This window comes from Jiangella endophytica (genome assembly GCF_003427025.1).
GTDB lineage: Bacteria > Actinomycetota > Actinomycetes > Jiangellales > Jiangellaceae > Jiangella > Jiangella endophytica.
Genome location: NZ_QVAI01000036.1, coordinates 1 through 22,822, shown reverse-complemented (window position 1 = coordinate 22,822; position 22,822 = coordinate 1). Strand labels below are relative to the sequence as shown.

Annotated in this window: 18 protein-coding genes and 1 pseudogene; 10 read left to right on the top strand and 9 right to left on the bottom strand. The window is 73.3% G+C overall.

Annotated elements, in window-relative coordinates; all coding sequences use genetic code 11:
- Positions 1-64 precede the first annotated feature (64 nt).
- Positions 65-3,502: a CBM96 family carbohydrate-binding protein gene (locus DZA62_RS34460; protein WP_116953510.1), complete on the top strand. Its 3,438-nt coding sequence runs from the start codon at positions 65-67 to the stop codon at positions 3,500-3,502.
- Positions 3,503-3,553: 51 nt separating this feature from the next.
- Here DZA62_RS34460 and trxA read toward each other — a convergent pair whose 3' ends face one another.
- The 3 genes from trxA to DZA62_RS34445 all read right to left on the bottom strand — a co-directional run bounded on the left by trxA (position 3,554) and on the right by DZA62_RS34445 (position 5,978).
- Entirely contained in the window at positions 3,554-3,916 is a 363-nt protein-coding gene (gene trxA / locus DZA62_RS34455) for a thioredoxin (RefSeq protein ID WP_116953509.1), read from the bottom strand.
- Positions 3,917-4,002: 86 nt separating this feature from the next.
- Positions 4,003-5,118 carry a cation diffusion facilitator family transporter gene (locus DZA62_RS34450; protein WP_116953508.1) on the bottom strand — a complete coding sequence of 372 codons (1,116 nt, stop codon included), beginning with the start codon at positions 5,116-5,118 and terminating at the stop codon, positions 4,003-4,005.
- 152 nt (positions 5,119-5,270) lie between these two features.
- Positions 5,271-5,978: a GntR family transcriptional regulator gene (locus DZA62_RS34445; RefSeq protein ID WP_116953507.1), complete on the bottom strand. Its 708-nt coding sequence runs from the start codon at positions 5,976-5,978 to the stop codon at positions 5,271-5,273.
- A 155-nt stretch (positions 5,979-6,133) separates the two neighbouring features.
- On the opposite strand from DZA62_RS34445, the gene DZA62_RS34440 reads away from it, so the two are divergent.
- Genes DZA62_RS34440 through DZA62_RS34420 form a run of 5 tightly spaced genes read left to right on the top strand, consistent with a single transcriptional unit; the run spans position 6,134 to position 12,707 of the window.
- Positions 6,134-8,329 (top strand): ABC transporter ATP-binding protein, encoded by a 2,196-nt coding sequence (locus tag DZA62_RS34440; RefSeq protein ID WP_116953506.1) that lies wholly within the window; start codon positions 6,134-6,136, stop codon positions 8,327-8,329.
- Positions 8,330-8,368: 39 nt separating this feature from the next.
- Positions 8,369-10,033, top strand: coding sequence for an ABC transporter substrate-binding protein (locus DZA62_RS34435; protein ID WP_116953505.1), 1,665 nt, complete (start codon positions 8,369-8,371; stop codon positions 10,031-10,033).
- Positions 10,034-10,073: 40 nt separating this feature from the next.
- Entirely contained in the window at positions 10,074-11,048 is a 975-nt protein-coding gene (locus DZA62_RS34430; protein ID WP_198664513.1) for an ABC transporter permease, read from the top strand.
- A complete protein-coding gene (locus DZA62_RS34425; RefSeq protein ID WP_116953504.1) occupies positions 11,045-11,932 on the top strand; it encodes an ABC transporter permease in 888 nt (295 codons plus the stop codon). Before DZA62_RS34430 ends, DZA62_RS34425 begins: the two co-directional genes overlap by 4 nt.
- Positions 11,933-11,963: 31 nt before the next feature.
- Positions 11,964-12,707, top strand: coding sequence for a PIG-L deacetylase family protein (locus DZA62_RS34420; protein WP_116953503.1), 744 nt, complete (start codon positions 11,964-11,966; stop codon positions 12,705-12,707).
- A 398-nt stretch (positions 12,708-13,105) separates the two neighbouring features.
- Here DZA62_RS34420 and DZA62_RS34415 read toward each other — a convergent pair whose 3' ends face one another.
- Genes DZA62_RS34415 through hutH form a run of 4 tightly spaced genes read right to left on the bottom strand, consistent with a single transcriptional unit; the run spans position 13,106 to position 18,798 of the window.
- Entirely contained in the window at positions 13,106-14,407 is a 1,302-nt protein-coding gene (locus DZA62_RS34415) for a formimidoylglutamate deiminase (RefSeq protein WP_116953502.1), read from the bottom strand.
- Positions 14,404-15,561, bottom strand: a complete 1,158-nt coding sequence (locus DZA62_RS34410) for an allantoate amidohydrolase (protein WP_116953501.1) — start codon at positions 15,559-15,561, stop codon at positions 14,404-14,406. Before DZA62_RS34410 ends, DZA62_RS34415 begins: the two co-directional genes overlap by 4 nt.
- Positions 15,558-17,222: a urocanate hydratase gene (gene hutU, locus DZA62_RS34405; RefSeq protein WP_116953500.1), complete on the bottom strand. Its 1,665-nt coding sequence runs from the start codon at positions 17,220-17,222 to the stop codon at positions 15,558-15,560. The genes DZA62_RS34410 and hutU overlap by 4 nt, the downstream gene beginning before the upstream one ends.
- Positions 17,223-17,235: 13 nt before the next feature.
- A complete protein-coding gene (gene hutH, locus DZA62_RS34400; protein ID WP_116953499.1) occupies positions 17,236-18,798 on the bottom strand; it encodes a histidine ammonia-lyase in 1,563 nt (520 codons plus the stop codon).
- Between the two features lie 78 nt (positions 18,799-18,876).
- Between hutH and DZA62_RS34395 the strand changes: the two genes are divergently transcribed.
- The 3 genes from DZA62_RS34395 (at position 18,877) to DZA62_RS34385 (ending at position 20,605) form a co-directional block, all read left to right on the top strand.
- Positions 18,877-19,665, top strand: coding sequence for an IclR family transcriptional regulator (locus DZA62_RS34395; RefSeq protein WP_116953498.1), 789 nt, complete (start codon positions 18,877-18,879; stop codon positions 19,663-19,665).
- Positions 19,666-19,708: 43 nt separating this feature from the next.
- The gene (locus DZA62_RS34390) at positions 19,709-19,918 is read left to right on the top strand and encodes a heavy-metal-associated domain-containing protein (protein WP_116953497.1); all 210 of its coding nucleotides are present in this window, start codon (positions 19,709-19,711) and stop codon (positions 19,916-19,918) included.
- A 93-nt stretch (positions 19,919-20,011) separates the two neighbouring features.
- Positions 20,012-20,605 carry a cadmium resistance transporter gene (locus DZA62_RS34385; RefSeq protein ID WP_116953518.1) on the top strand — a complete coding sequence of 198 codons (594 nt, stop codon included), beginning with the start codon at positions 20,012-20,014 and terminating at the stop codon, positions 20,603-20,605.
- Between the two features lie 22 nt (positions 20,606-20,627).
- On the opposite strand, the pseudogene DZA62_RS34380 reads toward DZA62_RS34385, so the two are convergent.
- Both DZA62_RS34380 and DZA62_RS34375 read right to left on the bottom strand, forming a co-directional pair.
- Positions 20,628-21,020 (bottom strand): annotated as a pseudogene (locus tag DZA62_RS34380) (arsenate reductase ArsC); the annotation flags it as partial.
- Positions 21,021-21,055: 35 nt separating this feature from the next.
- Positions 21,056-21,727: an arsenate reductase/protein-tyrosine-phosphatase family protein gene (locus tag DZA62_RS34375; RefSeq protein WP_116953495.1), complete on the bottom strand. Its 672-nt coding sequence runs from the start codon at positions 21,725-21,727 to the stop codon at positions 21,056-21,058.
- Between the two features lie 129 nt (positions 21,728-21,856).
- Here DZA62_RS34375 and DZA62_RS34370 point away from each other — a divergent pair, with 129 nt between their 5' ends.
- Positions 21,857-22,810: an HAD family hydrolase gene (locus tag DZA62_RS34370; RefSeq protein ID WP_116953494.1), complete on the top strand. Its 954-nt coding sequence runs from the start codon at positions 21,857-21,859 to the stop codon at positions 22,808-22,810.
- Positions 22,811-22,822: the final 12 nt, after the last annotated feature.

The following is a 22,822-nucleotide window of genomic DNA, read 5'->3' as shown; positions in this document are numbered from 1 at the left end:
CTGTTGACCGCTGTAGTGAAATCGCTTTAACCTCGGAGCCCCGTCAACGACGAAGGGTCCCCACATGCACTTCGCGTACCGATCGGCCGGCCGGCGGCTGCGTGCCGCTGCCGTCGTTCTCGCCGTCGCGGTGACCGGGCTCGTGGCCGAGCCGCTGACCACCCAGCCCGCTCACGCCGCCGCGATCGAGCCACCCGCCAGCGTCGTCGAGCTGCTGACACCGGAGCATCCGCGGCTGCTCGCCACGGCCGAGACGTTCCGGATCGCGCGCGAGCGACTGGAGGACGACGCGCGGCTGAGCGCGTGGTTCGCCAAGGTCCGCGCGGACGCCGACGCGATCCTGCCCACCGAGCCGGTGACGTTCAGGGACGCGCCGAACACCCTGAGCACGAGCCGCGAGGTCAAGCGCCGCACGTACACGCTCGCCGCGACCTACCAGCTCACGGGCGACGAGCGCTACGCCGCCCGCGGGGCGGAGGAGCTGCTCGCCGTCGCGGCGTTCCCGCACTGGAACCCGTCGCACTTCCTCGACGTGGGGGAGATGACCAACGCCGTCGCCATCGGCTACGACTGGCTGTACGACTACCTGTCCGAGGAGCAGCGGGCCACGATCCGCGACGCCATCGTCTCCCACGCCCTCGAGACCGCGCTGCCCTACTACGACACCACCGGGACCAGCTTCTTCGTCGGCCAGTCGCACAACTGGAACCTGGTCTCCAACGCCGTCGCGCTGGGCGCGCTCGCGATCGGCGACGAGGCGCCGGCGATCGCCGACGAGGTGCTCCGCAAGAGCATCACGTCCATCCAGTACGGCATCACCGAGTACGCCCCCGACGGCGGGTACGCCGAGAGCCCGGCCTACTGGCAGTACGGCACCGACTACCTGGTCACCTATCTCGCCGCGATGACCACCGCCACTGGGACCGACTTCGGGCTCGCCGGCCTGCCGGGCCTGTCCGCCACGGGCGACTTCGGCATCCAGGTCACCGGGACGCCCGGCCAGGCCTTCAACTTCGGCGACGGTCCCAGCGAACTCTTCGGCGGCGTCACCAGCGGCTGGCACTCGCCGTTCATGATGTGGCTCGCCGGCCGCTACGACGCGCCGCACTACGCGGCCTGGCAGGCCGAGCGCGCCGACCGATCGGCCGGCCCGCTCGACATCCTCTGGTACGACCCGGACGCCGCCTCCGGGGCCGGTCACCCCGAGGCGACCGACGCCCACTTCGCCGGCGTCGAGGTCGCCACCGCCCGCAGCGCCTGGGACGACCCGCAGGCCGTCTACGTCGCCACGAAGGGGTTGCGCAGCGGGTACGACCAGGTGACCGCGCACATGAACCTCGACGCCGGCGACTTCGTGCTCGACGCGAACGGGGTGCGCTGGTTCGACGAGCTCGGCGCCGACACCTACCAGGGGGCCTATTTCGACTGGCGCAAGGACGTGGGCGGCCGGTGGGACTACTACGTCACGCGGCCGGAGGGCCAGAACACCATGCTCCTCGGGTCCGGCCCGACGCCGTCGGCCGCGCTGCGCGCCGGCGCGCCGATCACCGCGGTCGGATCCAGCGCCCGCGAGTGGTATTCGGTCACCGACCTCACCGGCATGTACGGCGACCGGGTGGAGCGCGCGCAGCGGGGCGTCCGGCTCTTCGACGACCGCCGTCAGGTACTCATCCAGGACGAGGTCGAGGCCGGCGCGGCCATCGACTACCGCCAGTTCCTGCTCACCCGAGCCGACGTCGATGTCGCCGACGACGGCCGCTCGGCCGTGCTCCACCGCGGTGGCCAGCGCCTCTACCTGCAGTTGCTGACCGACGGCGGCAGTATCGTCGTCGGCGACGCCGGCCCGCTGCCGGGCGCCCCCGACCCGGGCGGGCAGAAGCCCGTCACCGGCATGCGCAGTCTGATGCTGCACCTGCCGTCGGTCACCGACACCAGCGTGGCGCTGCGGCTCGTGCCGCTCGGCGCGGGACAGCAGCCCCCGGCGGACGTTCCCGAGATCACGCCGCTCGCCTCCTGGGACGTCGACGGCGCCGGTGCCGAGGCGCTGACCTCGATCGACGTGGGCGGGACGCGGCTCAGCGACTTCCGGGCCGACCGGTACCGGTACGACGTCACCGTGCCGGCGAACCGGCGGGTGCCGCCGAACGTCGAGGTGCGCGCCGCGGACGGTGTCGTCGCGACGGTGTCGCGGCCCGCCACGCTGCCCGGCGTCGCCCGCGTCGAGACCCGTCGCGGCGACGCCGAGGGACCCGTCTACGAGGTGCACTTCCGCCGGGCGGGCACGACCGGCAACGCGCTGCCCGTCGCGTCGGTGACGGCCAGCGCCGACGACGGCAACGGGCCGGAGAACGTCGTCGACGGCAGCCTCGGATCGCGCTGGAGCGCGCCCGGCGACGGGCAGACCCTCACCCTCGACCTGGGCCGCGTCAGCGAGGTGTCCGCCGCCGCCGTCGCGTTCTACAACGGCCATACGCGCACCTCGACCTTCGACGTCCTGGCCTCACGCAACGGCAGCTCCTGGAACGAGCTGCTGACCGGTGCGGTGTCCTCGGGCACGACCGACGACCTCGAGACGTACGACCTCGAGACCTCGCGTGCCCGCTACCTGCGGATCGTCGGGCACGGCAACTCGGTCAGCGACTTCAACAGCATCCTCGAGGTCCGCGCGTACGCCACCGACGCCGACGCCGCGGCCGATCGCGCGCCGTCGCCGGTGCGGCTCGGCCGCGTGACACCGTCGCCGGGCACGTTGCCCGAGCTGGCCGTGGGGGAACGGGCGGGGCTGTCGCTCACCGGCGTCCAGACCGACGGCAGCACCGCCGACCTCTCGGCGGCGCGGGTCGACTGGGTCAGCGCGAACCCGGGGGTCGCCGACGTGGACGAGAACGGCCAGGTCACGGCCATCGGTGGCGGGTCGACGACGGTCGGCGCCGTCGTCACGCTCGGCTCCGTGTGGAAGGCGGTCCGGGTGCCGGTCGTGGTCGTCGACCCGGGCCACATCGAGCCCGGCGCCGACACGCACGTCCGCAACGGCGCCTCCGCCGACGTCAACTACGGCCGGGGCGCCCTCGAGGTCCGCAACAACCCGAGCCTCGGCAGCGGCTTCGAACGCATCGCCTACCTGACGTTCCCGCTGTCCGCGGCCCAGGGCCGGACGATCACCGCTGCCGTCGTGCACGTGAACGGCCGGCTCAGCACCGAGAACACCACCACGTCGGTCGGCGTCCACGCGGTCGCCGACACCGGCTGGGTGGAGACGGCGCTGACGTGGAACACGCGGCCGCCCCTCGGCGACCGGGTGGGCACGCTGCGCGTCAGCGGCACCGAGGCGGGCTGGTACACCGTCGACGTCACCGAGCTCGTCCGCGGCCTCGCGGCCGAGGGGCGCGATCTCGGCGTCGCCCTCACCGGCGACGTGGCGACCTACGGCCCGCACGTCCAGTTCAACGCCCGTGAGTCCAGCGTCGATCGCCCCTACCTCGCCGTGACGACCGCGCCGTGACCAGCCGCCGGTGGCGCACTCGTTAGGTGCGCCACCGGCGGTCCGGTCCGCCTACTGCTGCTGGTCCTGCGCGGCGGCGAGGGCGGCGTCGACGTCCAGTTCGGTGACGGCGTCGATGACCTGCTCGAGCGCCGCCGCCGGCAGCGCGCCGGGCTGGGCGAAGACCAGGTGGCCCTTCTTGAAGGCCATCAGGGTGGGGATGGAGGTGATCTGCGCCATCGCCGCGAGGTCCTGCTCGGCCTCGGTGTCGACCTTGCCGAAGACGATCTCGGGGTGCTGCTCGGCGGCCTGCTCGTAGACGGGCGCGAACATGCGACACGGGCCGCACCACGCGGCCCAGAAGTCGACCAGCACGATCTCGTTGTCCTCCACGGTCTGCGCGAAGGTCTGGCCGGTCAGTGTGGTGGTGCTCATGAGCAAGGTGCCTTTCCAACGTCGGTGATACCCGCATAACCCCCGAGGGGGAGGCGTGCATTCCGCGACGGGCGCGGAGGCGCTCGTCAGACGCTGCCGTGAGCCTCCTGGTAGGCGCGACGCGCCTCGGCGGAGGAGTGGTGGTGGGTCAGCTCGTGCGCCTCGGGCGGCGTGACGCCGTCGTAGGCCGGATGGACGTGCACGCTGACCTCGTTGAGGTGCGCGATCGTGTGCAGCAACTCGTGATGCGCCTCCTCGGCGAGCCGGTGCCCGTCGGCGACCGTGAGCGTCGCGTCGACGCCGAGGGTGACCTGGGCCTCGAGCCGGTGGCCGCTCCAGCGCGCGCGGACGCCGTCGACGTACTGCACACCGGGCACGCGGGACGCGACCTGGTGGATGTCGTCGACCAGGCCGGGTTCGACGCCGTCCATGAGGCGCCGGATCACCGACTTGCACGACTCGACCAGGATCCACAGGATCGCCACCGCGATGAGCAGCCCGATGATCGCGTCGGCCTGAGCGAAGCCGAGCCACACCCCGATGACGCCCAGCACGACGGCGATGGAGGTGAAGCCGTCGGCACGGGCGTGGTTGCCCTCGGCGATCAGCGCGGCCGAGCCGATCTTGCGGCCGATGCGGATACGGTAGATCGCGACCAGCTCGTTGCCGAGCGCGCCGACGATGCCGGCGGCGAAGACCCACCCGAGGTTGCTGAGCTCACGCGGGTTGACCAGCGCGTCGACGGACTCCCAGATGATGAGGGCAGCGGACAGCGCGATGACGCCGGCGATGAGCAGCCCGACGAGGTCCTCGGCGCGCCGGTAGCCGAACGTGTAGTTCTTGGTGGCCGCGCGTCGGCCCAGCCGGAACGCGATGACCAGCGGGATCGTGGTCACGAGGTGGCCGAGGTTGTGCAGCGTGTCGGCGAGCAGCGCGATCGAGCCGCTGATGGCGACGATGACGATCTGCAGGACGGCCGTCGCGCCCATGCCGCCGAGGCCGATCCAGGCGGCGCGGATGCCCTCGATGCTGGCCTCTTCGGCGGTCTGGATGGCCTCGGTGTGGTCGTGCGCGTGCGGGCGGAAGAGGTGGGTGACCCGGCCCCACAGACTGATCCGGTCCTGCCCGTGCCCGTGCCCGTGGCCATGTCCGTGGCCGTGGCCGTGGCCGTGGCCGTGCCCATGCCCGTGCTCGTCGTCCATCTGCGCAGCGCTCCCACAGCCTCGACGTCAGTGATACATCACAGCGAACACTAACTGAAACATCACAGTCGCGGAAGGGTGCGCCGGCGAACTTCTGCCGAGGTGAGAGCGGTCTGACGGCTCAGGAACGGCGTCGGCCGGAGCGCCGGACGTCAGAGGCCCAGGTTCGCCGGCTGGTGGAACGGGCTCGGCGTGAAGCCGGTGACGATGGCCTCGATGACGCGGCGCCGGCTCTGCTCGATCTGGTCGGCGCTGATCTTCCGGGCGCGTGCGGCGTCGCCGGAGGCGATCGCGTCGTAGAGGTCGAGGTGTTCGTGCACCTGCTCGCTGCTGGTGTCCTTGACGGTGAGGCTGAGGAAGAACAGCCGCTGCATCTCCTCCAGCAGTGTGCGGATCGACCGGGCGAGCCGGTGGTTGCCCGCGGCCTCGGCGAGCCGCACGTGGAACTCGCGGTTGTCGACGATGAACCGCTCGTAGCTGTCCGGGTCGGTGTGGTCGTACTCCGTATGGGCCAGGTGGTGCAGCGCCGTGATGGCCTGTCGCGGCGCCCGGGACGCGGCGAGTTCGCAGGCCGCGGGCTCGAGCAGCAGCCGCAGCTCGAACACCTCGTTGACGTCGGTGACCTTGAGGTCGGTGACGCGATAGCCCTTGCGAGGCCGGACCTCGACGAAGCCGTCCTGCACCAGCCGGCCCAGCGCGCCGCGCACCGGTGTGCGGCCGAGCTCGAACTGCTCGGCCAGCGAGGCCTCGCGCAGCTCAGTGCCCGGAGCGAGCGAACAGATGAGGATCGCACGCTTCAGGCGCTCGTAGGCGAGGTCGGTGGCGGTGGCCCCCGGCGTCCCCTCGGTCGTGTGTGTCAACCGCGTTACCTCTCCTCGCGGCTCTTGCCACGGTGATGCATCACTCGTAGGTTACCTGACACATCACAGTCGGAAGGGGCCAGAATGCGCATCCACCCGAGGCTGACGAACCGCGATCTTCCACCCGCTGCTGCTCTTCGGCGCCAGGCTACTTGATGGTCACCTCGGCGTCTGCCGTCGCCGAGCTGCTGGCCATTCGCGATCTGCGGGTCACCTTCCGTGCCTCGGGCCGTGACGTTCACGCCGTCCGCGGTGTCGACCTCTCCGTAGCGCAGGGCGAGACGTTGGCCGTCGTCGGCGAGTCCGGATCGGGCAAGAGCGTCACGATGATGGCGGCCCTCGGGCTGCTGCCGGAGAACGCGGAGGTCGCCGGGTCCATCCGGCTGCGCGACCGTGAGCTGCTGGCGATGGACGAGCGCGCGCTGCGCTCCGTGCGCGGCGCCGAGATCGGCGTCGTCTTCCAGGACCCCATGTCGTCGCTGAACCCCGTGCACACGGTCAGCCGGCAGATCGCCGAGGCGATCCGGGCGCACGCCGACGTGTCCCGTGCCGCCGCGCACGGCCGGGCGGTCGAGCTGCTGGGCGAGGTCGGCATCCCCGACCCGAGGACCCGCGCCGACGACTACCCGCACCAGTTCTCCGGCGGGATGCGCCAGCGGGTCATGATCGCGATGGCGCTGGCCTGCGGCCCGCGGGTGCTGGTCGCCGACGAGCCGACGACGGCGCTGGACGTCACCGTCCAGGCGCAGATCGTCGACCTCGTCGACCGCATCCGCCGGGAACGCGGCATGGCGGTGATCTGGATCAGCCACGACCTCGGTGTCGTCGCGCAGATCGCCGACCGGGTCGCCGTCATGTACGCCGGGCGGGTCGTGGAGCAGGGGCCGTGCGCCGACCTGTTCGACGCCGCCGTGCACCCCTACACCGCCGGCCTGCTCCGCGCGATGCCGCGACTGGACGCTCCGGCGGGGACGCAGCTCGAGGTCATCCCCGGTGGCCTGCCCGATCCGGAGGCGCACCACGGCGGCTGTGTCTTCGCCCCGCGCTGCGACCACGCCCACGACACGTGCGCCGCCGCCCGCCCGGCCCTGCTGCCGCTCGTGGCGGGCGGCGGCCACGCCGTGGCCTGCCATCGCTCCGGCGAACGGCTGGACCCCGGCCGTGCGGTGCCCGCCGGCGCGGTCTCTCCTGGTGCGGTGCCCGCCGGCGACGCTGCGGGTGCGGTACCCGCCCGGCTGGGAGGGAGTCCCACCCTACGGGCGGGCACCGACAACGTTCGCTCGCGCACGGGCGCCGACGAGGGTCGCTCGCGTACGGGCGACGGCGAGTCCGCCGGCCCGCCGGTCGTCGTCGCGCTCGACGACCTGCGGGTGCACTACCGGGGCCGCGGCTCGTGGCGCCGCGCAGCCGCGCCGGTGCGCGCGGTCGACGGCGTCACCCTCGAGCTCGAGCACGGACGGACGCTCGGGCTGGTCGGCGAGAGCGGCTCGGGCAAGTCGACGCTGGGCCGGGCGTTGCTGGGGCTGGAGAAGCCCAGCGGCGGCTCGGTCGCGTTCGGCGACCGCGTGCTGCACACGCTGAGCGCGGCCGGCCTGCGCGAGCTGCGGTGCACCGCGCAGCTGGTGTTCCAGGATCCCGCCGCGTCGATGAACCCGGCGTTGCGGGTCGAGGACGTCGTCAGCGAGCCGCTGCGGATCAACCGCCGCGGGTCGGTCGCGGAGCAGCGCGCCCGGGCCGGCGAGCTGCTGGAGATCGTCGAGCTGCCGCGCGAGCTGGGCCGGCGCTACCCGCACCAGCTCAGCGGCGGCCAGCGGCAGCGGGTCGCCATCGCCCGCGGTCTCGCCCTGGACCCGCGGGTCCTCGTCTGCGACGAGCCGGTGTCCGCCCTCGACGTGTCGGTGCAGGCGCAGATCATCACGCTGCTGTCCCGGCTGCAGGCGGAGTTGGGGCTCTCGCTGCTGGTCATCTCGCACGACCTGGCCGTCATCCGGACCATCGCGCACCGCGTGGCCGTCATGTACCTCGGCCAGATCGTCGAGCTCGGCGGACGTGACGACGTCTTCGGCCGGCCCCGCCACCCGTACACGCGCGGTCTGCTCGATGCCGTCCCCGTCCCCGATCCACACCGGCGGTCCCGGCCGGCGCCCCTGGCCGGTGACCCCCCGAGCCCGGCGGCGCCCCCGTCGGGCTGCCGGTTCCACGAGCGCTGTGCGTTCGCCCGGCCCGGGCTCTGCGACACCACTCCGCCACCGCTGGAGGAGCAGCGCCCCGGCCACTGGACGGCCTGCCATCTCGCCGACGAGATCGCGGCCTCGTCCGCCCCCGACCCGGCCCGCTCGGCGACGGGTTGACCGCGCCGACGCCACCGAACGCCATCCGGAGGTCAGAAGATGTACGAACGTCGCATCACCAGAGCCGGGGCACCGGCCATCGGGCTCGCCGCCGTCCTGGCGCTCGGGGCGTGCGGCTCCGACGACGGGACCGAGGACGCCGGGTCCGCCGGCGCCGGCGGCGCCACCACCGCCGAGTCGCTGCGCATCGGGATCATGTCCGAGGAGGGCAACCTGACGCCGCACACGTACGCGACCGGTTTCCCGGGCCTGAACCTCACCATGCTCAGCTACGACTCGCTGATGCAGATCGACGAGAACGGGCAGCCGCAGCCCTGGCTGGCGGAGACGGTCGAGGGCTCGGCCGACGGCCTCAGCTACACGATCGGGCTGGCCGACGGCGTCACCTGGCACGACGGCGAGGCGCTCACGGCCGACGACGTCGCGTTCAGCGTGCAGTACTACCAGGCCGGTCCGCCCGGCCGGTTCGCCACCGCGCTGGGCAACATCACCCAGGCCGTGGCGCAGGACGAGTCCACCGTCGTGCTGACCCTGGCCGCGCCGGACCCGTCGTTCGAGCTGCGCACGCTCGCCGACGTGCCGATCCTGCCCGAGCACGTGTGGTCGGGCGTCGCCGACCCGGACGTGGCGCCGTTCGACGAGACCACGAACGTCGGCTCCGGGCCGTATCGCCTCGTGGAGTCCGACCCCGGCGTGAGCTACTCGTTCGAGGCCAACCCGGAGTACTTCCGCGGCGAGCCGAAGGTGGACGAGCTGGTGGTCGTGCAGTTCGCCGACGAGGCCGGCGCCACCGCGGCCCTGCGGTCGGGTGAGATCGACACGATGATGCGCTCGGTCTCGCCGGAGCAGATCGACGTCCTGCGCGGCACCGGCACCCTGGACGTCGTCGAGGCGCCCGAGTACACGACGACGCTGCTGGTCTTCGACACGGCGGTCGCGCCGTTCGACCAGGCCGAGTTCCGCCGCGCCGTCGCCCTCGCCGTCGACCGGCAGCGCCTGGTCGACGACGTGTTCCTCGGCGCCGCCGTCGTCGGCAACGCCGGCTGGGTGCACCCGGACTCGCCCTGGTACGACGAGTCCGTCGAGACCGTCCACGACCCCGAGGAGGCGGCCGGCCTGCTCGACGGGCTCGGGCTCACCGATTCCGACTCCGACGGGATCCGCGAGCTGGACGGCGCGCCGCTCTCCTTCGAGCTGCTGGTGGCCTCGAACAACGCGCTGCGGATGCGGCTGGCCGAGCTGATCGGCGAGCAGCTCGGCGAGGTCGGCATCGACATCGAGGTCAGCTCGGTCGAGATGCAGACGCTCGACGACGCGGTGTGGCCGGGCTACGACGTCGCCCAGGGCCGCAACTACGAGCTGGCGATGTGGGGCTGGTCGGCGCCGAGCCAGGCCGACATCGGCCAGATGGCGTCGCTGGTGGCCACCGACCCGGCCATCGGCAACCTCAACATCACCGGGTACTCCGACCCCGGCACCGACGCCCTGGCCGCGCAGCTGGACACCGAGCTGGACACGACCGCCCGTGAGCAGGTCGCCGACGAGCTGCAGCAGCGGATCGCCGAGGAGGTCCCGTTCGTCTCGCTGCTGCACCCGAACGGGGCCTACGGCTACAACCCGGACGTGTTCGGCGACTGGGTCTCGATCACCGGTTCCGGCCCGATGACCAAGCTGTCGTTCATCCCGGGCGACGGCCAGCCCTGACGCCCAGCGTGCCCACGACGGACGGAAGGAGACGGCGACGGTGAACGCGAGACGTCTCGGCCTGGCCCGGCTCGGCCAGTACGCCATCGTGCTCGTCGTCGCCGTCTCCCTGAACTTCGCCCTGCCGCGGCTCATGCCGGGCTCGCCGCTCGCGCTCATCGCCGGCGTCGAGGTGGGCGAGATGTCGCCGGAGGAACGGGCGGCGGTCACCGCCGACGCCGGCCTGGACCAGCCGCTGGTCGTCCAGTACCTCACCTACTGGAAGAGCATCCTCACGCTGGACTTCGGGTACTCGTTCCGGCAGGGCACGCCGATCGAGGAGCTCGTGCTCGAGCGGGTGCCGTGGACGCTGCTGCTGACGCTCACCGCCCTGGTGGTCTCGGCGGTCGTCGGCATCGCGCTGGGCGCGTTCGCGGCCTGGCGCCGGGGCGGGGCGTGGGACGTGTCCTCGCTGACCGTCATGATCGCGCTGGAGTCGACGCCGCAGTTCTGGCTCGGCATGCTGTTCATCGCGCTGTTCTCGGTGTCGCTGGGCTGGCTGCCGTCGTTCGGCGCCACGACGGCGGGCGCCGACCTCACCGGCCTGGCATGGCTGGCCGACGTCGCCGAGCACGCCGTCCTGCCGGTGCTCACGCTGTCGATCCTCAGCATCCCCGCCGTCTACCTGTCGATGCGGTACTCGACGCTGTCCGTGCTGGGCGAGGACTACATCCGCACCGCGCAGGCCAAGGGGCTGCGCCCGCGCGCCGTGATGCTCCACCACGTGGTGCGCACGGCGCTGCTGCCGGTCACGACGGTGCTGGCGCTGCGGCTGGGCTGGGCCTTCGGCGGCACCGTCGTCATCGAGACGGTGTTCTCCTATCCAGGGCTGGGCCGGCTCATGTACGACGCGGTCTCCGCGCGCGACTACCCGGTCATGCAGGCGACGTTCCTGGTCTTCACGGTCGCGGTGCTGCTGGCCAACCTGCTCGCCGACTCGCTCTACCCCCGCCTGGACCCGAGGACCCGCGTATGACGACCACCGTGTCCACCGATCCGGAGCCCGGCCCGGCCGCGGTCGTACGGCGCGGCCGGCGGCTGCGCGACCACACGACGGCGCTCGGCGCGATCGGCGGCGTCATCGTGCTGGTGCTGGTCACCGTCGCCGTGCTGGCGCCGGTCCTGGCCCCTTACGACCCGGCCGAGCGGGCCGGGACGCCGTTCTCGTCGCCGTCGCCGGACCACCTGCTCGGCACCAACGACGTCGGGCAGGACCTGCTCAGCGAGATGATCTACGGCACCCGGGTCTCGCTGACCGTGGGCATCGTCGCCGCGGCGGCCGCGATGCTGATCGGGACGGTCGTCGGGCTGATCGGGGGCTACTTCCCGCGCCTCGGCGCCGTCGCGATGCGCGGCGTCGACGTCGTGCTGATCCTGCCGTTCCTGCCGCTGCTCATCGTGCTGGCCGCCTACCTCGGGCGCAGCATCGTCAACACCGTCATCATCATCGCGATCCTCATCTGGGCGCCGACCGCCCGGGTGATCCGCGCGCAGGTGCTGTCGCTGGCCAACCGCGACTACATCGTCGCCGCCCGCTCGATGGGCGCCGGCCACGGCTACGTCCTCTGGCGCCACGTCCTGCCCAAGACCATGCTGCTGGCCATCGGCGAGTTCGTCGCCGCCACCAGCGGAGCGATCCTGCTGGAGTCGTCGCTGAGCTTCCTCGGCCTCGGCGATCCGCTGCAGGAGAGCTGGGGATCCACCCTCTACTGGGCCCAGGCGCGAGGCGCGTTCCTCACCCCGGCCTGGAAGTGGTGGGTGCTGCCGCCCGGCCTGCTCATCATGTTCTCCGCCCTCGGATTCGCCCTGCTCGGTTACGCCCTCGAGCAGCGCATCAACCCACGCCTGCGCCGGTCCTGACGGCGACGGCACCGACAGAAGGGACACGCCCATGACGAACGTCCTCATGCTCGCGAGCTACGGCCTGGAGATCGTCGAGTGCGGCGGCGCCATCGCCAAGGCGGTCGCGGCCGGCGAGACAGTCAACGCGGCCGTCCTCATGTGCCGTGAGGAGAGCAAGCCCCAGGTCTCGCGTGCCGCGGACATCCTCGGCGTCAGCGGCGGCGTGGACTTCCTCGACGTGTCCTTCGGCGAGGTGGACCTCGCGTCGGCGACCAAGGTGAAGGTGGTGGAGCTGATCCGCCGCACCAGGCCCGACGTCATCATCATGCAGGACCCGCAGCACGCCCAGCACGACCTCGACCCCGACCGCCGGGTCATCGCCATCCTCTACGCCGAGGCCCTCGCCGTCGCCGGCCGCGACTGGCGCGTCGAGGAGTGCGGCGGCCACGACCCGCACCCGATCCCGACCATCTACTACATGACGCCCGAGCACCCGAACTGCGTCGTCGAGATCGGTGACGTGCTGGACAAGAAGCTCAAGGCGCTGCAGGAGCTGTCGTCGCAGAACACCTTCAGCGCGCAGCACTGGCTGGAGCACACGACGCCGGAGATCCTGCGCTCGGTCATCCCGGGCTGGACCGACGGTGAGCTGGAGACGCTCGGCGCGGAGGGGCAGCGGCAGTTCTTCACCGCGCTGGCCCTCACGAACGGCCTCGCCTCCCACTCCGGCGCGGTGCTCGGTGAGCCCTACCGGCGCGAGGGCACCTTCGTCATGGACCGCCTGACGCACTGACCGCCCGTGGTCGTCTGTGTCGCCGCCGTTGACGATCCAGGATCCGTTGTGCCGGGACGCCACGGATCCTGGACGATCATGGGCGGCTGGTGCTCATTGCAAAGCGGCGAACGGGCAGTCGGTCGCCCCGGGCCTGGGCAACGGCGGTGTGGCTGAGGGATCGATGCAGCCAGGGCGACCCGGATCCCGCAACCATTCACGACGCACCCGCGGCGGCACGAGCGCTCGGACCACCCACGGCTGCAGTGTCCCTGGGCCACGTGCGTTGTTCGGTGTGGCGTCGGTGCTTGTCGACAGCGACGATCGCGTACATCACGAGGCGTTCTGCTGCTCTACCAGGCATGCATCCGTGGTGCAGCGGGAGAACGCCTGGTGAGGTGGCATCCAGAGAACGATGGTCACGCCCAGAGCGGGGTGATCGCCGCCGCGAGGAGGCGGCCGACATCGCCCAGGCGGTGCCGGCCGTTCTCCACGACGACCCGGCCGTCGACGACGACGGTGTCGACGTCGGCGGCGGTGGCGGCCATGAGGAGTTGAGCGGGGTCGCACCCGGCCGTGCGGACGGAGTCGGCGCGGACGGCGACGAGGTCGGCGCGGGCGCCGGGCGCCAGCCGCCCGGCGTCGGGCCAGCCGAGGCTCGCGTGCGCCGTCGCCGCGGCGAGCAGCTCGGCGCCGGAGAAGTGCCCGCGCTCGAGCGTCCGCAGCCGCTCGTGGGTCTCCAGCGCGCGGGCCTCCTCGAACAGGTCGATGACGGCGTGCTGGTCGGTCCCGAGCGAGAGCGGCGCGCCTGCGTCGAGCAGCGCGCGTGCCGGGCCGATGCCGTCGGCGAGGTCGCGCTCGGTGGTGGGGCAGAGGCACGCGGTGCTCCGGCGGCGCCCGAGCAGGGCGACGTCGGCCGCCGTGAGGTGCGTGGCGTGGACGGCGGTCGTCTCCGGGCCGAGCGCGCCGTGGTGGTCGAGCAGCCCGGCCGGGGTGACGCCGTAGCGCGTGAGGCACGCCTCGTTCTCGGCCGGCTGCTCGGAGAGGTGGACGTGCAGCGGGCGGCCGGCCGCGGCGGCGACGACCGTGCCGATCGCGTCGGCGGGCACGGCGCGGACCGAGTGGATAGCGGTGCCGGTGCGCGTGCCCGGGGTGTCGCGCTGGGCCGCGAAGCGCTCGGCCCAGGCGTCGGCGCCGCGGTCTCCGAAGCGCAGCTGGACGCCGGCGAGGGGCTGGTCGATGCCGCCCTGCAGGTAGCAGGTGTCGAGCAGGGTCAGGCGGATGCCCGCGTCGTTGGCGGCCCGGCGCAGCGCGGCGCCCATCGCGTTGGGGTCGGCGTACGGGGTGCCGCCGGGGCCGTGGTGCAGGTAGTGGAACTCGCCGACGACGGTGACGCCGGCCAGCGCCAGCTCCGCGTACGTCGCCAGCGCCAGCTGGTGGTAGGTGTCCGGCGTGAGCCGGTCGGCGAGGGCGTACATCGCCTCGCGCCAGGTCCAGAACGAGCCGCGTCCGTCGTGGGTGCGGCCGCGCAGCGCCCGGTGGAAGGCGTGCGAGTGGGCGTCGGCGAACCCGGGGAACACGACGCCGGGCAGCCGGGCGTCGCCGGGCCGGGCGGCCGCTCCGGCCGCGACCGAGGCGATCACGCCGTCGGCGACCTCGACCCGGACGTCCGCGGCCAGGCCGCCGGGGAGCCAGGCGTGCGCTGCCCAGTACGCCGTCACCGGGTCAGCTCCGCCAGCACGTCGGCCAGCGCGACGACCCCGGTGTGGCAGTCGGCGAGCTCGGCGAACTCGGCCGGGGAGTGGGAGACGCCGGTCGGGTTGCGGACGAACAGCATGGCGGTCGGGACGCCGGCGGCGGCGAGGATGCCCGCGTCGTGCCCGGCGCCGGTGGGCAGCAGCGGCGCGTCGCCGAGCAGGCCGCTCAGCCGGGCGGCCAGCGCCGGGTCGAAGACGGTGGCGGCGGTCCATGACTCCTGCCGCGGCGCGAACCGGCCCAGGTCGGCGAGGACGGCGGCGACGGCGTCCGGGTCGGCACCGCGGCAGTCCAGCCAGGCCCGCACCTGCGACGGGATGGCGTTGACGCCGTTGGGGTCGACCTCGACCTTGCCGACGGTGGCCAGCACGTCGTGCGCGGCGGCCGCGGCGCGGGCCTCGGTGATGAGTGCTGCGAGGTCGAGCATCGGGTCACGGCGGTCGTCGAGCGGGGTGGTGCCGGCGTGGTTGGCCTCGCCGGCCAGCGTGACCCGCCAGCGTCCGTGCGGCCAGATCTCCGTGGCGACGCCGACGGGCCGCGTGAGCATCCGGCCCTGTTCGATGTGCAGCTCGACGAACGTGCCGACGCGGTCCAGCGCCTCGGGGTCGGCGGCGGGCTCCGGACGGCCCAGCCGGCCCAGCGCCTGGGCGAGGCCGACGCCGTCGGCGTCGGTGAGGGCGAGCGCGCGGCCGACCGGCAGCGCGCCGGTGAGCAGCCGCGATCCCGCGCAGGCGATGCCGAAGCGGGCGCCCTCCTCGTCGCCGAAGTTGACGATCCCGATCGGCCGCGCCGGGGCGTGCCCGCGCGAGCGGAGCAGGTCGACGGCGGCGAACGCCGACACCACGCCGAGCGGGCCGTCGAACGCGCCGCCGTTCGGGACGGAGTCGAGGTGTGACCCGGTGACGACCCCCTTCGTGCCGCCGGACGGCTCGCCCCACCACGCCCACTGGTTGCCGGCGCGGTCGACGGCCGTGGTCAGGCCGCGGCGCTGCGCCTCGGCCGTGAACCAGTCCCGCAACAGCGCGTCGGCGTCGGTCCAGGCGAAGCGCCGGTAGCCGCCGCGCGGGTCGCGGCCGACCGGCTCCAGGTCCGCCCACATGGCGTCGAAGGACGTCGTCATCCGCCGTCGCCCTCGCGCATCGGGATCCGCACGCCGCGCTCGGCCGCGACGTCGGCGGCGCGGTCGTAGCCGGCGTCGACGTGGCGGATGACGCCCATGGCGGGGTCGTTGGAGAGCACCCGGGCGATCTTCTCGCCGGCCAGCGCCGTGCCGTCGGCGACGGTGACCTGGCCGGCGTGGATGGACCGGCCCATGCCGACGCCGCCGCCGTGGTGGATGGACACCCAGCTGGCCCCGGACGCGGTGTTGACCAGCGCGTTGAGCAACGGCCAGTCGGCGATGGCGTCGGAGCCGTCGGCCATGGCCTCGGTCTCGCGGTAGGGCGAGGCGACGGAACCGGCGTCGAGGTGGTCGCGGCCGATGACGACGGGCGCGGACAGCTCGCCGGAGGCGACCATGTCGTTGAACCGCAGCCCGGCCCGGTCGCGTTCGCCGTAGCCGAGCCAGCAGATGCGCGCGGGCAGGCCCTGGAAGTGCACCTTCTCGCCGGCCATGCGGATCCATCGGGCCAGCGGCTCGTTGTCGGGGAACAGCTCGAGGACGGCGCGGTCGGTGGCGGCGATGTCGGCCGGGTCGCCGGACAGCGCGGCCCACCGGAACGGGCCCTTGCCCTCGCAGAACAGCGGCCGGATGTAGGCGGGCACGAAGCCCGGGAACGCGAACGCCCGGTCGTATCCGGCGAGCCGTGCCTCGCCGCGGATGGAGTTGCCGTAGTCGAACACCTCGGCGCCGGCGTCGAGGAACCCGACCATGGCCTCGACGTGCGTCGCCATGGACTCGCGCGCCCGGGTGGTGAAACCGGCCGGGTCCTTGGCCCGCTCGGCCGCCCAGTCCTCGAACGCCACGCCGGCCGGCAGGTAGGCGAGCGGGTCGTGCGCCGATGTCTGGTCGGTGACGATGTCGATCTCCGCGCCGCGGGCCAGCAGGTCCGGGACGACCCGAGCGGCGTTGCCGAGCACGCCGATCGACAGCGCCCGGCGGTCGCGGCGGGCCTCGCCGGCCAGCCGCAGCGCGTCGTCGACCGACGCGGCCTGGACGTCGAGGTAGCCGTGCTCGATGCGCCGGGTGATGCGCGACGGGTCGCACTCGACCACGAGCGCGACGCCGCCGTTCATCGTCACCGCCAGCGGCTGCGCGCCGCCCATGCCGCCCAGCCCGGCCGTCAGTGTGACGGTGCCGGCCAGCGACCCGCCGAACCGCTTCGACGCGACCGCGGCGAACGTCTCGTAGGTGCCCTGCAGGATGCCCTGGGTGCCGATGTAGATCCACGATCCGGCGGTCATCTGCCCGTACATCGTCAGCCCGAGCGCCTCGAGGCGGCGGAACTCCTCCCAGGTCGCCCAGTCGCCGACCAGGTTGGAGTTGGCGATCAGCACGCGCGGCGCCCACTCGTGCGTGCGCAGCACCCCGACGGGGCGGCCGGACTGGACGAGCATGGTCTCGTCGCCGGCCAGCGTGGTCAGGGTGCGCACCAGCGCGTCGAAGGACGGCCAGTCGCGGGCGGCCTTGCCGGTGCCGCCGTAGACGACCAGCTCGTCCGGGTGCTCGGCCACCTCCGGGTCGAGGTTGTTCTGCAGCATCCGCAGCGCCGCCTCCTGCGGCCAGCCCTGCGTGGTGAGCCGCGTCCCGCGTGGGGCGCGGACGGGTCGGGGTCGGGACATGAGGTGTCCTCCTTCAGTGCAGCGTGCCGGTGGCCGCCTGCGCGGCGGCGACGATCCGGCCGGTCGTGACGAGATGGTGAACGGCGTCGATCTCCGGGGCGAGGTGGCGGTCCGGGCCGGGCCCCGCGACGTGCTCGCGGACCAGGTCGCGGACGGCGCCGGTGCCGGCCGCCGGGGCGAGGGGTGCCCGCAGGTCGAGCGCTCGTGCGGCGGTCAGGACCTCGACGGCGAGGACGCGGGCGACGCCGTCGACGGCACGGCGCAGCTTGCGGGCGGCCGACCAGCCCATCGAGACGTGGTCCTCCTGCATGGCGCTGGACGGGATCGAGTCCACCGACGCGGGGACGGCCAGCCGCTTCAGCTCCGACACGATGCCGGCCTGGGTGTACTGGGCGATCATGTGGCCGGAGTCGACACCGGGGTCGTGGGCGAGGAACGGCGGCAGCCCGGCGTTGCGGGCGACGTCGAGGAAGCGGTCGGTGCGCCGCTCGCTGATCGACGCGAGGTCGGCGGCCGCGATGGCCAGGAAGTCGAGCACGTAGGCGACGGGCGCGCCGTGGAAGTTGCCGTTGGACTCCACCCGCCCGTCCTCGGTGACGACGGGGTTGTCGATCGCGGCGGCCAGCTCGCGGCCGGCGACCAGCTCCGCGTGCGTGAGGGTGTCGCGGACGGCGCCGTGCACCTGCGGCGAGCAGCGCAGCGAGTAGGCGTCCTGGACTCGGGTGCAGTCCGGGCCCCGGTGGCTGGCCACCACCTCGGACCCGGCCAGCAGCGCGCGCAGGTTGGCCGCGGACTCGCGCTGGCCCGGATGCGGGCGCAGTGCCTGCAGGTCGTCGGCGAACACGCGGTCGGTGCCGAGCAGCGCCTCCACGCTCATCGCCGCGGCGACGTCGGCCACCCGCAGGAGCGCCCGCAGGTCGTGCAGCGCCAGCACCAGCATGCCGAGCATGCCGTCGGTGCCGTTGATCAGCGCCAGGCCCTCCTTCTCGGCCAGCTCGACCGGCTCGATGCCGGCCGCCGCCAACGCCGTCGCCGCGTCGGCCAGGGCGCCGGACGCGTCGCGGACCGGCCCCTCGCCCATCAGGGCCAGCGCGCAGTGCGCCAGCGGCGCGAGGTCGCCGGAGCAGCCCAGGCTGCCGTACTCGCGCACCACCGGGGTGATGCCGGCGTCCAGCAGCCGGGCGTACGCCGCCGCCGTCGTGAGCCGGACCCCGGTGCGCCCGGTGGCCAGTGTCGACAGCCGCAGCAGCATGAGGGCACGGACCACCTCGCGCTCCACCTCCGGGCCGGACCCGGCGGCGTGACTGCGGATGAGACCGCGCTGCAGGGCGGCGCGCCGGTCTCCCGGGATGTGCTTCGTGGCGAGCGCGCCGAACCCGGTCGAGACCCCGTAGTAGGGCACGTCCGCGACCGCCAGCTGCTCGATCACCTCACGGCTGCGGGCGACCGCCGCCAGGGCGTCGTCGCCCAGCACGACGCCGGCGCCGTCGCGGGCCACCGCCACCACCTCGTCGAACGACACCGGGCCGGTACCCACCACGACGGCCCGGCCGGGAGAGGACTGCTCGATCGCCATGAGGACATCACAGCGCCCGGGCGACCCCCCTCGCAGTACCGACGCACCGATTGTGTCTCGGATCTGAGACCATGGGTCATGCCCAACGCGCCGGCCGCCGGACATGCGCTGGCGATCCTGCGGTACCTGGCCCGGCATGCCGAGCCGATGCCGGCGGCGGCGATCGCCCGCGACCTCGCCCTGCCCCGATCCAGCGTGTACCACCTGCTCGCGGTGCTATGCGCCGACGGCTTCGTCGCCCACCTCGGCGACGAGCGGCGCTACGGCCTGGGTGTCGCGGCGTTCGAGCTCGGGTCCGCCTACAGCCGGCAGGCGCCGCTGCAGCGGATGGCGCGGACGGCGCTCGCCCGGCTCGTCGACGAGACGACGCACAACGCCCACCTCGCCGTCCTGCACGGGCGCGACGTGCTCTACGTCATCGAGGACCGCGCCGCTGGACGGCCGCCGCTGGTCACCGACGTCGGCGTCCGGCTGCCCGGCCAGCTGACGGCGAGCGGCCTGGCCATGCTCGCGGCCCTGCCCGCCCCGCAGGTGCGGGCGCTCTTCCCGTCGCAGGACGCGTTCGTGCGCCGCCACGACACCGGCATCGCGTCGATGCGTGAGCTGCGCGCGGCGCTCGCGGACGTCCGCCGTCGTGGCTACGCGACGGAGGAGGGGTCGGTGACCCCGGGGTTCGCCTCGGTCGCCGACGCGGTGCGTGACCACAACGGCCATCCGGTCGCCGCGGTGGCCGTCACGTTCCCGGCGGACCGCGTCGACGAACCCGCGCGGGGGCGGCTCGCCGTCGCCGCCGTGCACACCGCTGCCGAGCTCTCCGCCCGGCTCGGCTACCGGACACCCGAGGCGGCTCACACCATACCCATGTAGGGTATGGTCCGTCGGTTTCGGCTTCCTGCGAGAGGAACGGTCCATGGGCACCTCCACGTTCACTGTTGTCGGCATGACCTGCGGCTGCTGCGCCAACAAGGTGCGCGACGAGATCGTCAAGATCGACGGCGTGGGAACGGTGGACGTGAACGCCGAGTCCGGCGAGGTCGGTGTCACCAGCGACGTGCCGGTCTCCGCCGACCAGGTCAGGGCGGCCGTCGAGACCGCGGGCTATCAGCTCGCCGGCGCCTGACCGTCAGGCGTCGGCGCCAAGAGGCCTGACACAGGCCGGCGGATCCTGGCCGCGGCGGTGACGCAACTGGGGCTCGTCGCGCAGGCCGCGGGCATGTTCGCCGTCACGAACATCGACGACATCCTCATCCTGGCGGTCTTCTTCGGGCAGGCGGCCGATCACGCGGGAGCGGGCCGCCGCGTGGTCGTCGGCCAGTACGCCGGGTTCGTGGCGATCCTCGCCGTCGCCGTCCTCGGTTCCCTGGGCGCCGGCCTGCTGCCCGTGGGTGCCGTCCCCTTCCTCGGTCTGCTGCCCGTCGCGCTCGGCGTCCGTGCGGCCTGGCAGGTCTGGCGCGATCGCCGCGACGGCGAACCCGGCGGCGACGGCGGGGAACGGACGGCCCTCGTCGTGCGCGGGCCGACGGTCGGGGCGGTCGCCGCGGTCACGTTCGCCAACGGCGGCGACAACATCGGCGTCTATGTGCCGGTGTTCACCGCCGTCGGCGCCGGCGGCACGCTCGTCTACTGCGGCGTCTTCCTCGTCTTCGTCGCGGTGTGGTGCGCGGCCGGCCGCTTCCTCGCGGCCAGGCCGGTCATCGCCCGCACGCTGGCCCGCCGGGGCCACGTCGTCCTCCCCGTCGTCCTGATCGGGATCGGCCTGGTCATCCTGATCGAGGGCGGGGCCTTCGGCATCCCGGCCGGACACTGACCGTTCGCGGGCGCGCCGGACCTCAGTCCACGAGCCGGCCGAGCAGCGTGAGGACGCGGCGTTCGATCTCGTCGCGGATGGGGCGGACGGCGGTGAGGTCCCGTCCGGCGGGGTCGTCGAGGCTCCAGTCCTCGTAGCGTTTGCCGGGGAGGACGGGGCAGGCGTCGCCGCAGCCCATGGTGACGACGACGTCGGCGGCGCGGACGGTCTCGTCGGTCCAGGGCTTGGGGAACTCGGCGGCGATGTCGATGCCGCGTTCGGCCATGGCGGCGACGGCGACGGGGTTGACCTGCTCCGCGGGCTCGGAACCGCCGGACCAGGCGACGGCCGCGTCGCCGGCGTGGTGGCGGAAGAAGCCGAGGGCCATCTGGGAGCGGCCGGCGTTGTGCACGCAAAGGAACAGGACGGCCGGGCGCTCTGGATCGTACGTGCGGGGCATGGGGTCTCCGGTCAGGTCGAGGCGAGGCGGGGAACGAGGCGGTCGACGCGGCCGGCGAGGGTCGTGACGGCGGCATCGAAGGCGTCGTCGGCGCCGGTGCGGACGGGGTCGGGGACGGACCAGTGCAGGCCGCCGAGGTCGCCGAGCTCCTCGTGGGCCTGATCGCAGACGGTGATGACGAAGTCGCCGGCGGCGGCGATGTCGGCCAGCCGCCGGGGCCGGGTCGCGTGCAGCGCGAGGTGGTGGCGGCGGGCGGCGGCGACGGCGCCGGGGTCGACGCGGCCGGCGGGCCGGGTGCCCGCGGAGGCCACGGGGATCGGGCTGGCCCGGCGCCAGAGCGCGGCGGCGAGCTGGGAGCGGGCGGAGTTGGCGGTGCAGACGAACACCACGCGGTGGGCGTGGCCGGCGGCGCCGGGGGTGAGGTCGTCGAGCGCGCCGGGGCTGAGCCGGACGTAGCTGCGGCGCCGGTCGGCCTCGGACCGGCCGCGGGTCAGCATCCCGGTCGTCTCGAGCGTCCTGAGATGGTGGGCGAGCAGGTTCGAGGGCACGCCCAGGCGGGCCTGGAGCTCGCTGGGGGAGAGGTCGCCGAGGCTGAGCAGGTCGACGATGCGCAGGCGCGACGGGTCGGACAGCGCGGCGTGCCTGGCCGCTCGCCACTCCAAGGTCGCCCGCTCAGCGTTCATTGACTCAATCATCGCTGAGCTAATCGGCTCGGTCAAGGCGGCGGCCGGCGGGGATCTCACCCGTCGCGGGTGAGGGGCGCGGGCCGCGACGCGGACGACGCTGTCGGGACCGGCGTGGGGAGGCGGGTCATGCGCGAGGCGAGGAGCGCCAGGGCGACGGACGTCGACGGATGGCTGCCGTCCTGGCGAGACGGCGCGGCACGAGCCCGGATCGTCGAGTTCGTCGACGCGGTGACGTCGGGGCCGGACCCGGTTCCGGAGTCCGGCCGGGTCGCGGTCTTCGACAACGACGGGACCCTCTGGACCGAGAAGCCGATGCCCGCCCAGCTGCACTACATCGTCGAGAGGTGGGCCGCGGCGGTCGCCCTCGATCCGTCGCTCGGAGACGAGGAGCCGTACCGCGCCGCCGTGACGGGCGACTTCCGCTGGCTCGGCGACGCCATCGACAAGCACTACGCCGGCGACGACAGCGATCTGGCGGCCGTGATCGCCGCGCTGCTCCGCGTGACCGAGCACATGTCCGTCGAGGACTACCAGGCCTCGGTCGAGACGTTCTACGACAGGGCGACGCATCCGACGCTCGGCCGGTCGTACTCCGGAACGGTCTACCAGCCCATGGTCGAGCTGCTCCGGTTCCTGGAGGCCCACGGGTTCACCTGCTACATCGTCTCCGGTGGCGATCGTGACTTCATGCGGCCCATGAGCGCGAGCTACTACGGCATACCGCCGGAGCGCGTCATCGGCTCCGCCACCGGGCTGGAGTACGACGCCGGCTCGCGCGACGTGCGCTACGGCGGCTCGTTCTCCTTCCTGGACGACGGACCGCAGAAGCCGATCCGCATCTGGAGCCGGACCGGGCGCCGGCCGATCCTCGCCGCGGGCAACACCAACGGGGACCTCCCGATGCTGCGGTTCGCGCAGAAGCACCCGCGGAGCCTGAGTCTGGTGGTCCACCACGACGACGACACCGGTCGCGGCGACGCGCCCTACGACAAGGGCGCCGAGCAGGTCCTGGCGGCGTCCCGCGAGTTCACCGTGATCAGTGTCCGGGACGACTGGGCGGAACTGTTCCCGTCCGGTTGAGGCCCCCTTCGG

Excerpts from the sequence above, each read along its gene's own strand:
- DZA62_RS34410 (WP_116953501.1), bottom strand. The coding sequence starts at position 15,561 with ATGACGACGTCCTTCGACGCCATGTGGGCGGACCTGGAGCCGGTCGGC.
- DZA62_RS34435 (WP_116953505.1), top strand. The coding sequence starts at position 8,369 with ATGTACGAACGTCGCATCACCAGAGCCGGGGCACCGGCCATCGGGCTC.
- DZA62_RS34450 (WP_116953508.1), bottom strand. The coding sequence starts at position 5,118 with ATGGACGACGAGCACGGGCATGGGCACGGCCACGGCCACGGCCACGGC.
- DZA62_RS34385 (WP_116953518.1), top strand. The coding sequence starts at position 20,012 with ATGTTCGCCGTCACGAACATCGACGACATCCTCATCCTGGCGGTCTTC.
- DZA62_RS34375 (WP_116953495.1), bottom strand. The coding sequence starts at position 21,727 with ATGAACGCTGAGCGGGCGACCTTGGAGTGGCGAGCGGCCAGGCACGCC.
- DZA62_RS34425 (WP_116953504.1), top strand. The coding sequence starts at position 11,045 with ATGACGACCACCGTGTCCACCGATCCGGAGCCCGGCCCGGCCGCGGTC.
- DZA62_RS34440 (WP_116953506.1), top strand. The coding sequence starts at position 6,134 with ATGGTCACCTCGGCGTCTGCCGTCGCCGAGCTGCTGGCCATTCGCGAT.
- DZA62_RS34370 (WP_116953494.1), top strand. The coding sequence starts at position 21,857 with ATGCGCGAGGCGAGGAGCGCCAGGGCGACGGACGTCGACGGATGGCTG.
- DZA62_RS34395 (WP_116953498.1), top strand. The coding sequence starts at position 18,877 with ATGCCCAACGCGCCGGCCGCCGGACATGCGCTGGCGATCCTGCGGTAC.
- DZA62_RS34460 (WP_116953510.1), top strand. The coding sequence starts at position 65 with ATGCACTTCGCGTACCGATCGGCCGGCCGGCGGCTGCGTGCCGCTGCC.
- hutU (WP_116953500.1), bottom strand. The coding sequence starts at position 17,222 with ATGTCCCGACCCCGACCCGTCCGCGCCCCACGCGGGACGCGGCTCACC.
- DZA62_RS34390 (WP_116953497.1), top strand. The coding sequence starts at position 19,709 with ATGGGCACCTCCACGTTCACTGTTGTCGGCATGACCTGCGGCTGCTGC.
- trxA (WP_116953509.1), bottom strand. The coding sequence starts at position 3,916 with ATGAGCACCACCACACTGACCGGCCAGACCTTCGCGCAGACCGTGGAG.
- DZA62_RS34420 (WP_116953503.1), top strand. The coding sequence starts at position 11,964 with ATGACGAACGTCCTCATGCTCGCGAGCTACGGCCTGGAGATCGTCGAG.
- hutH (WP_116953499.1), bottom strand. The coding sequence starts at position 18,798 with ATGGCGATCGAGCAGTCCTCTCCCGGCCGGGCCGTCGTGGTGGGTACC.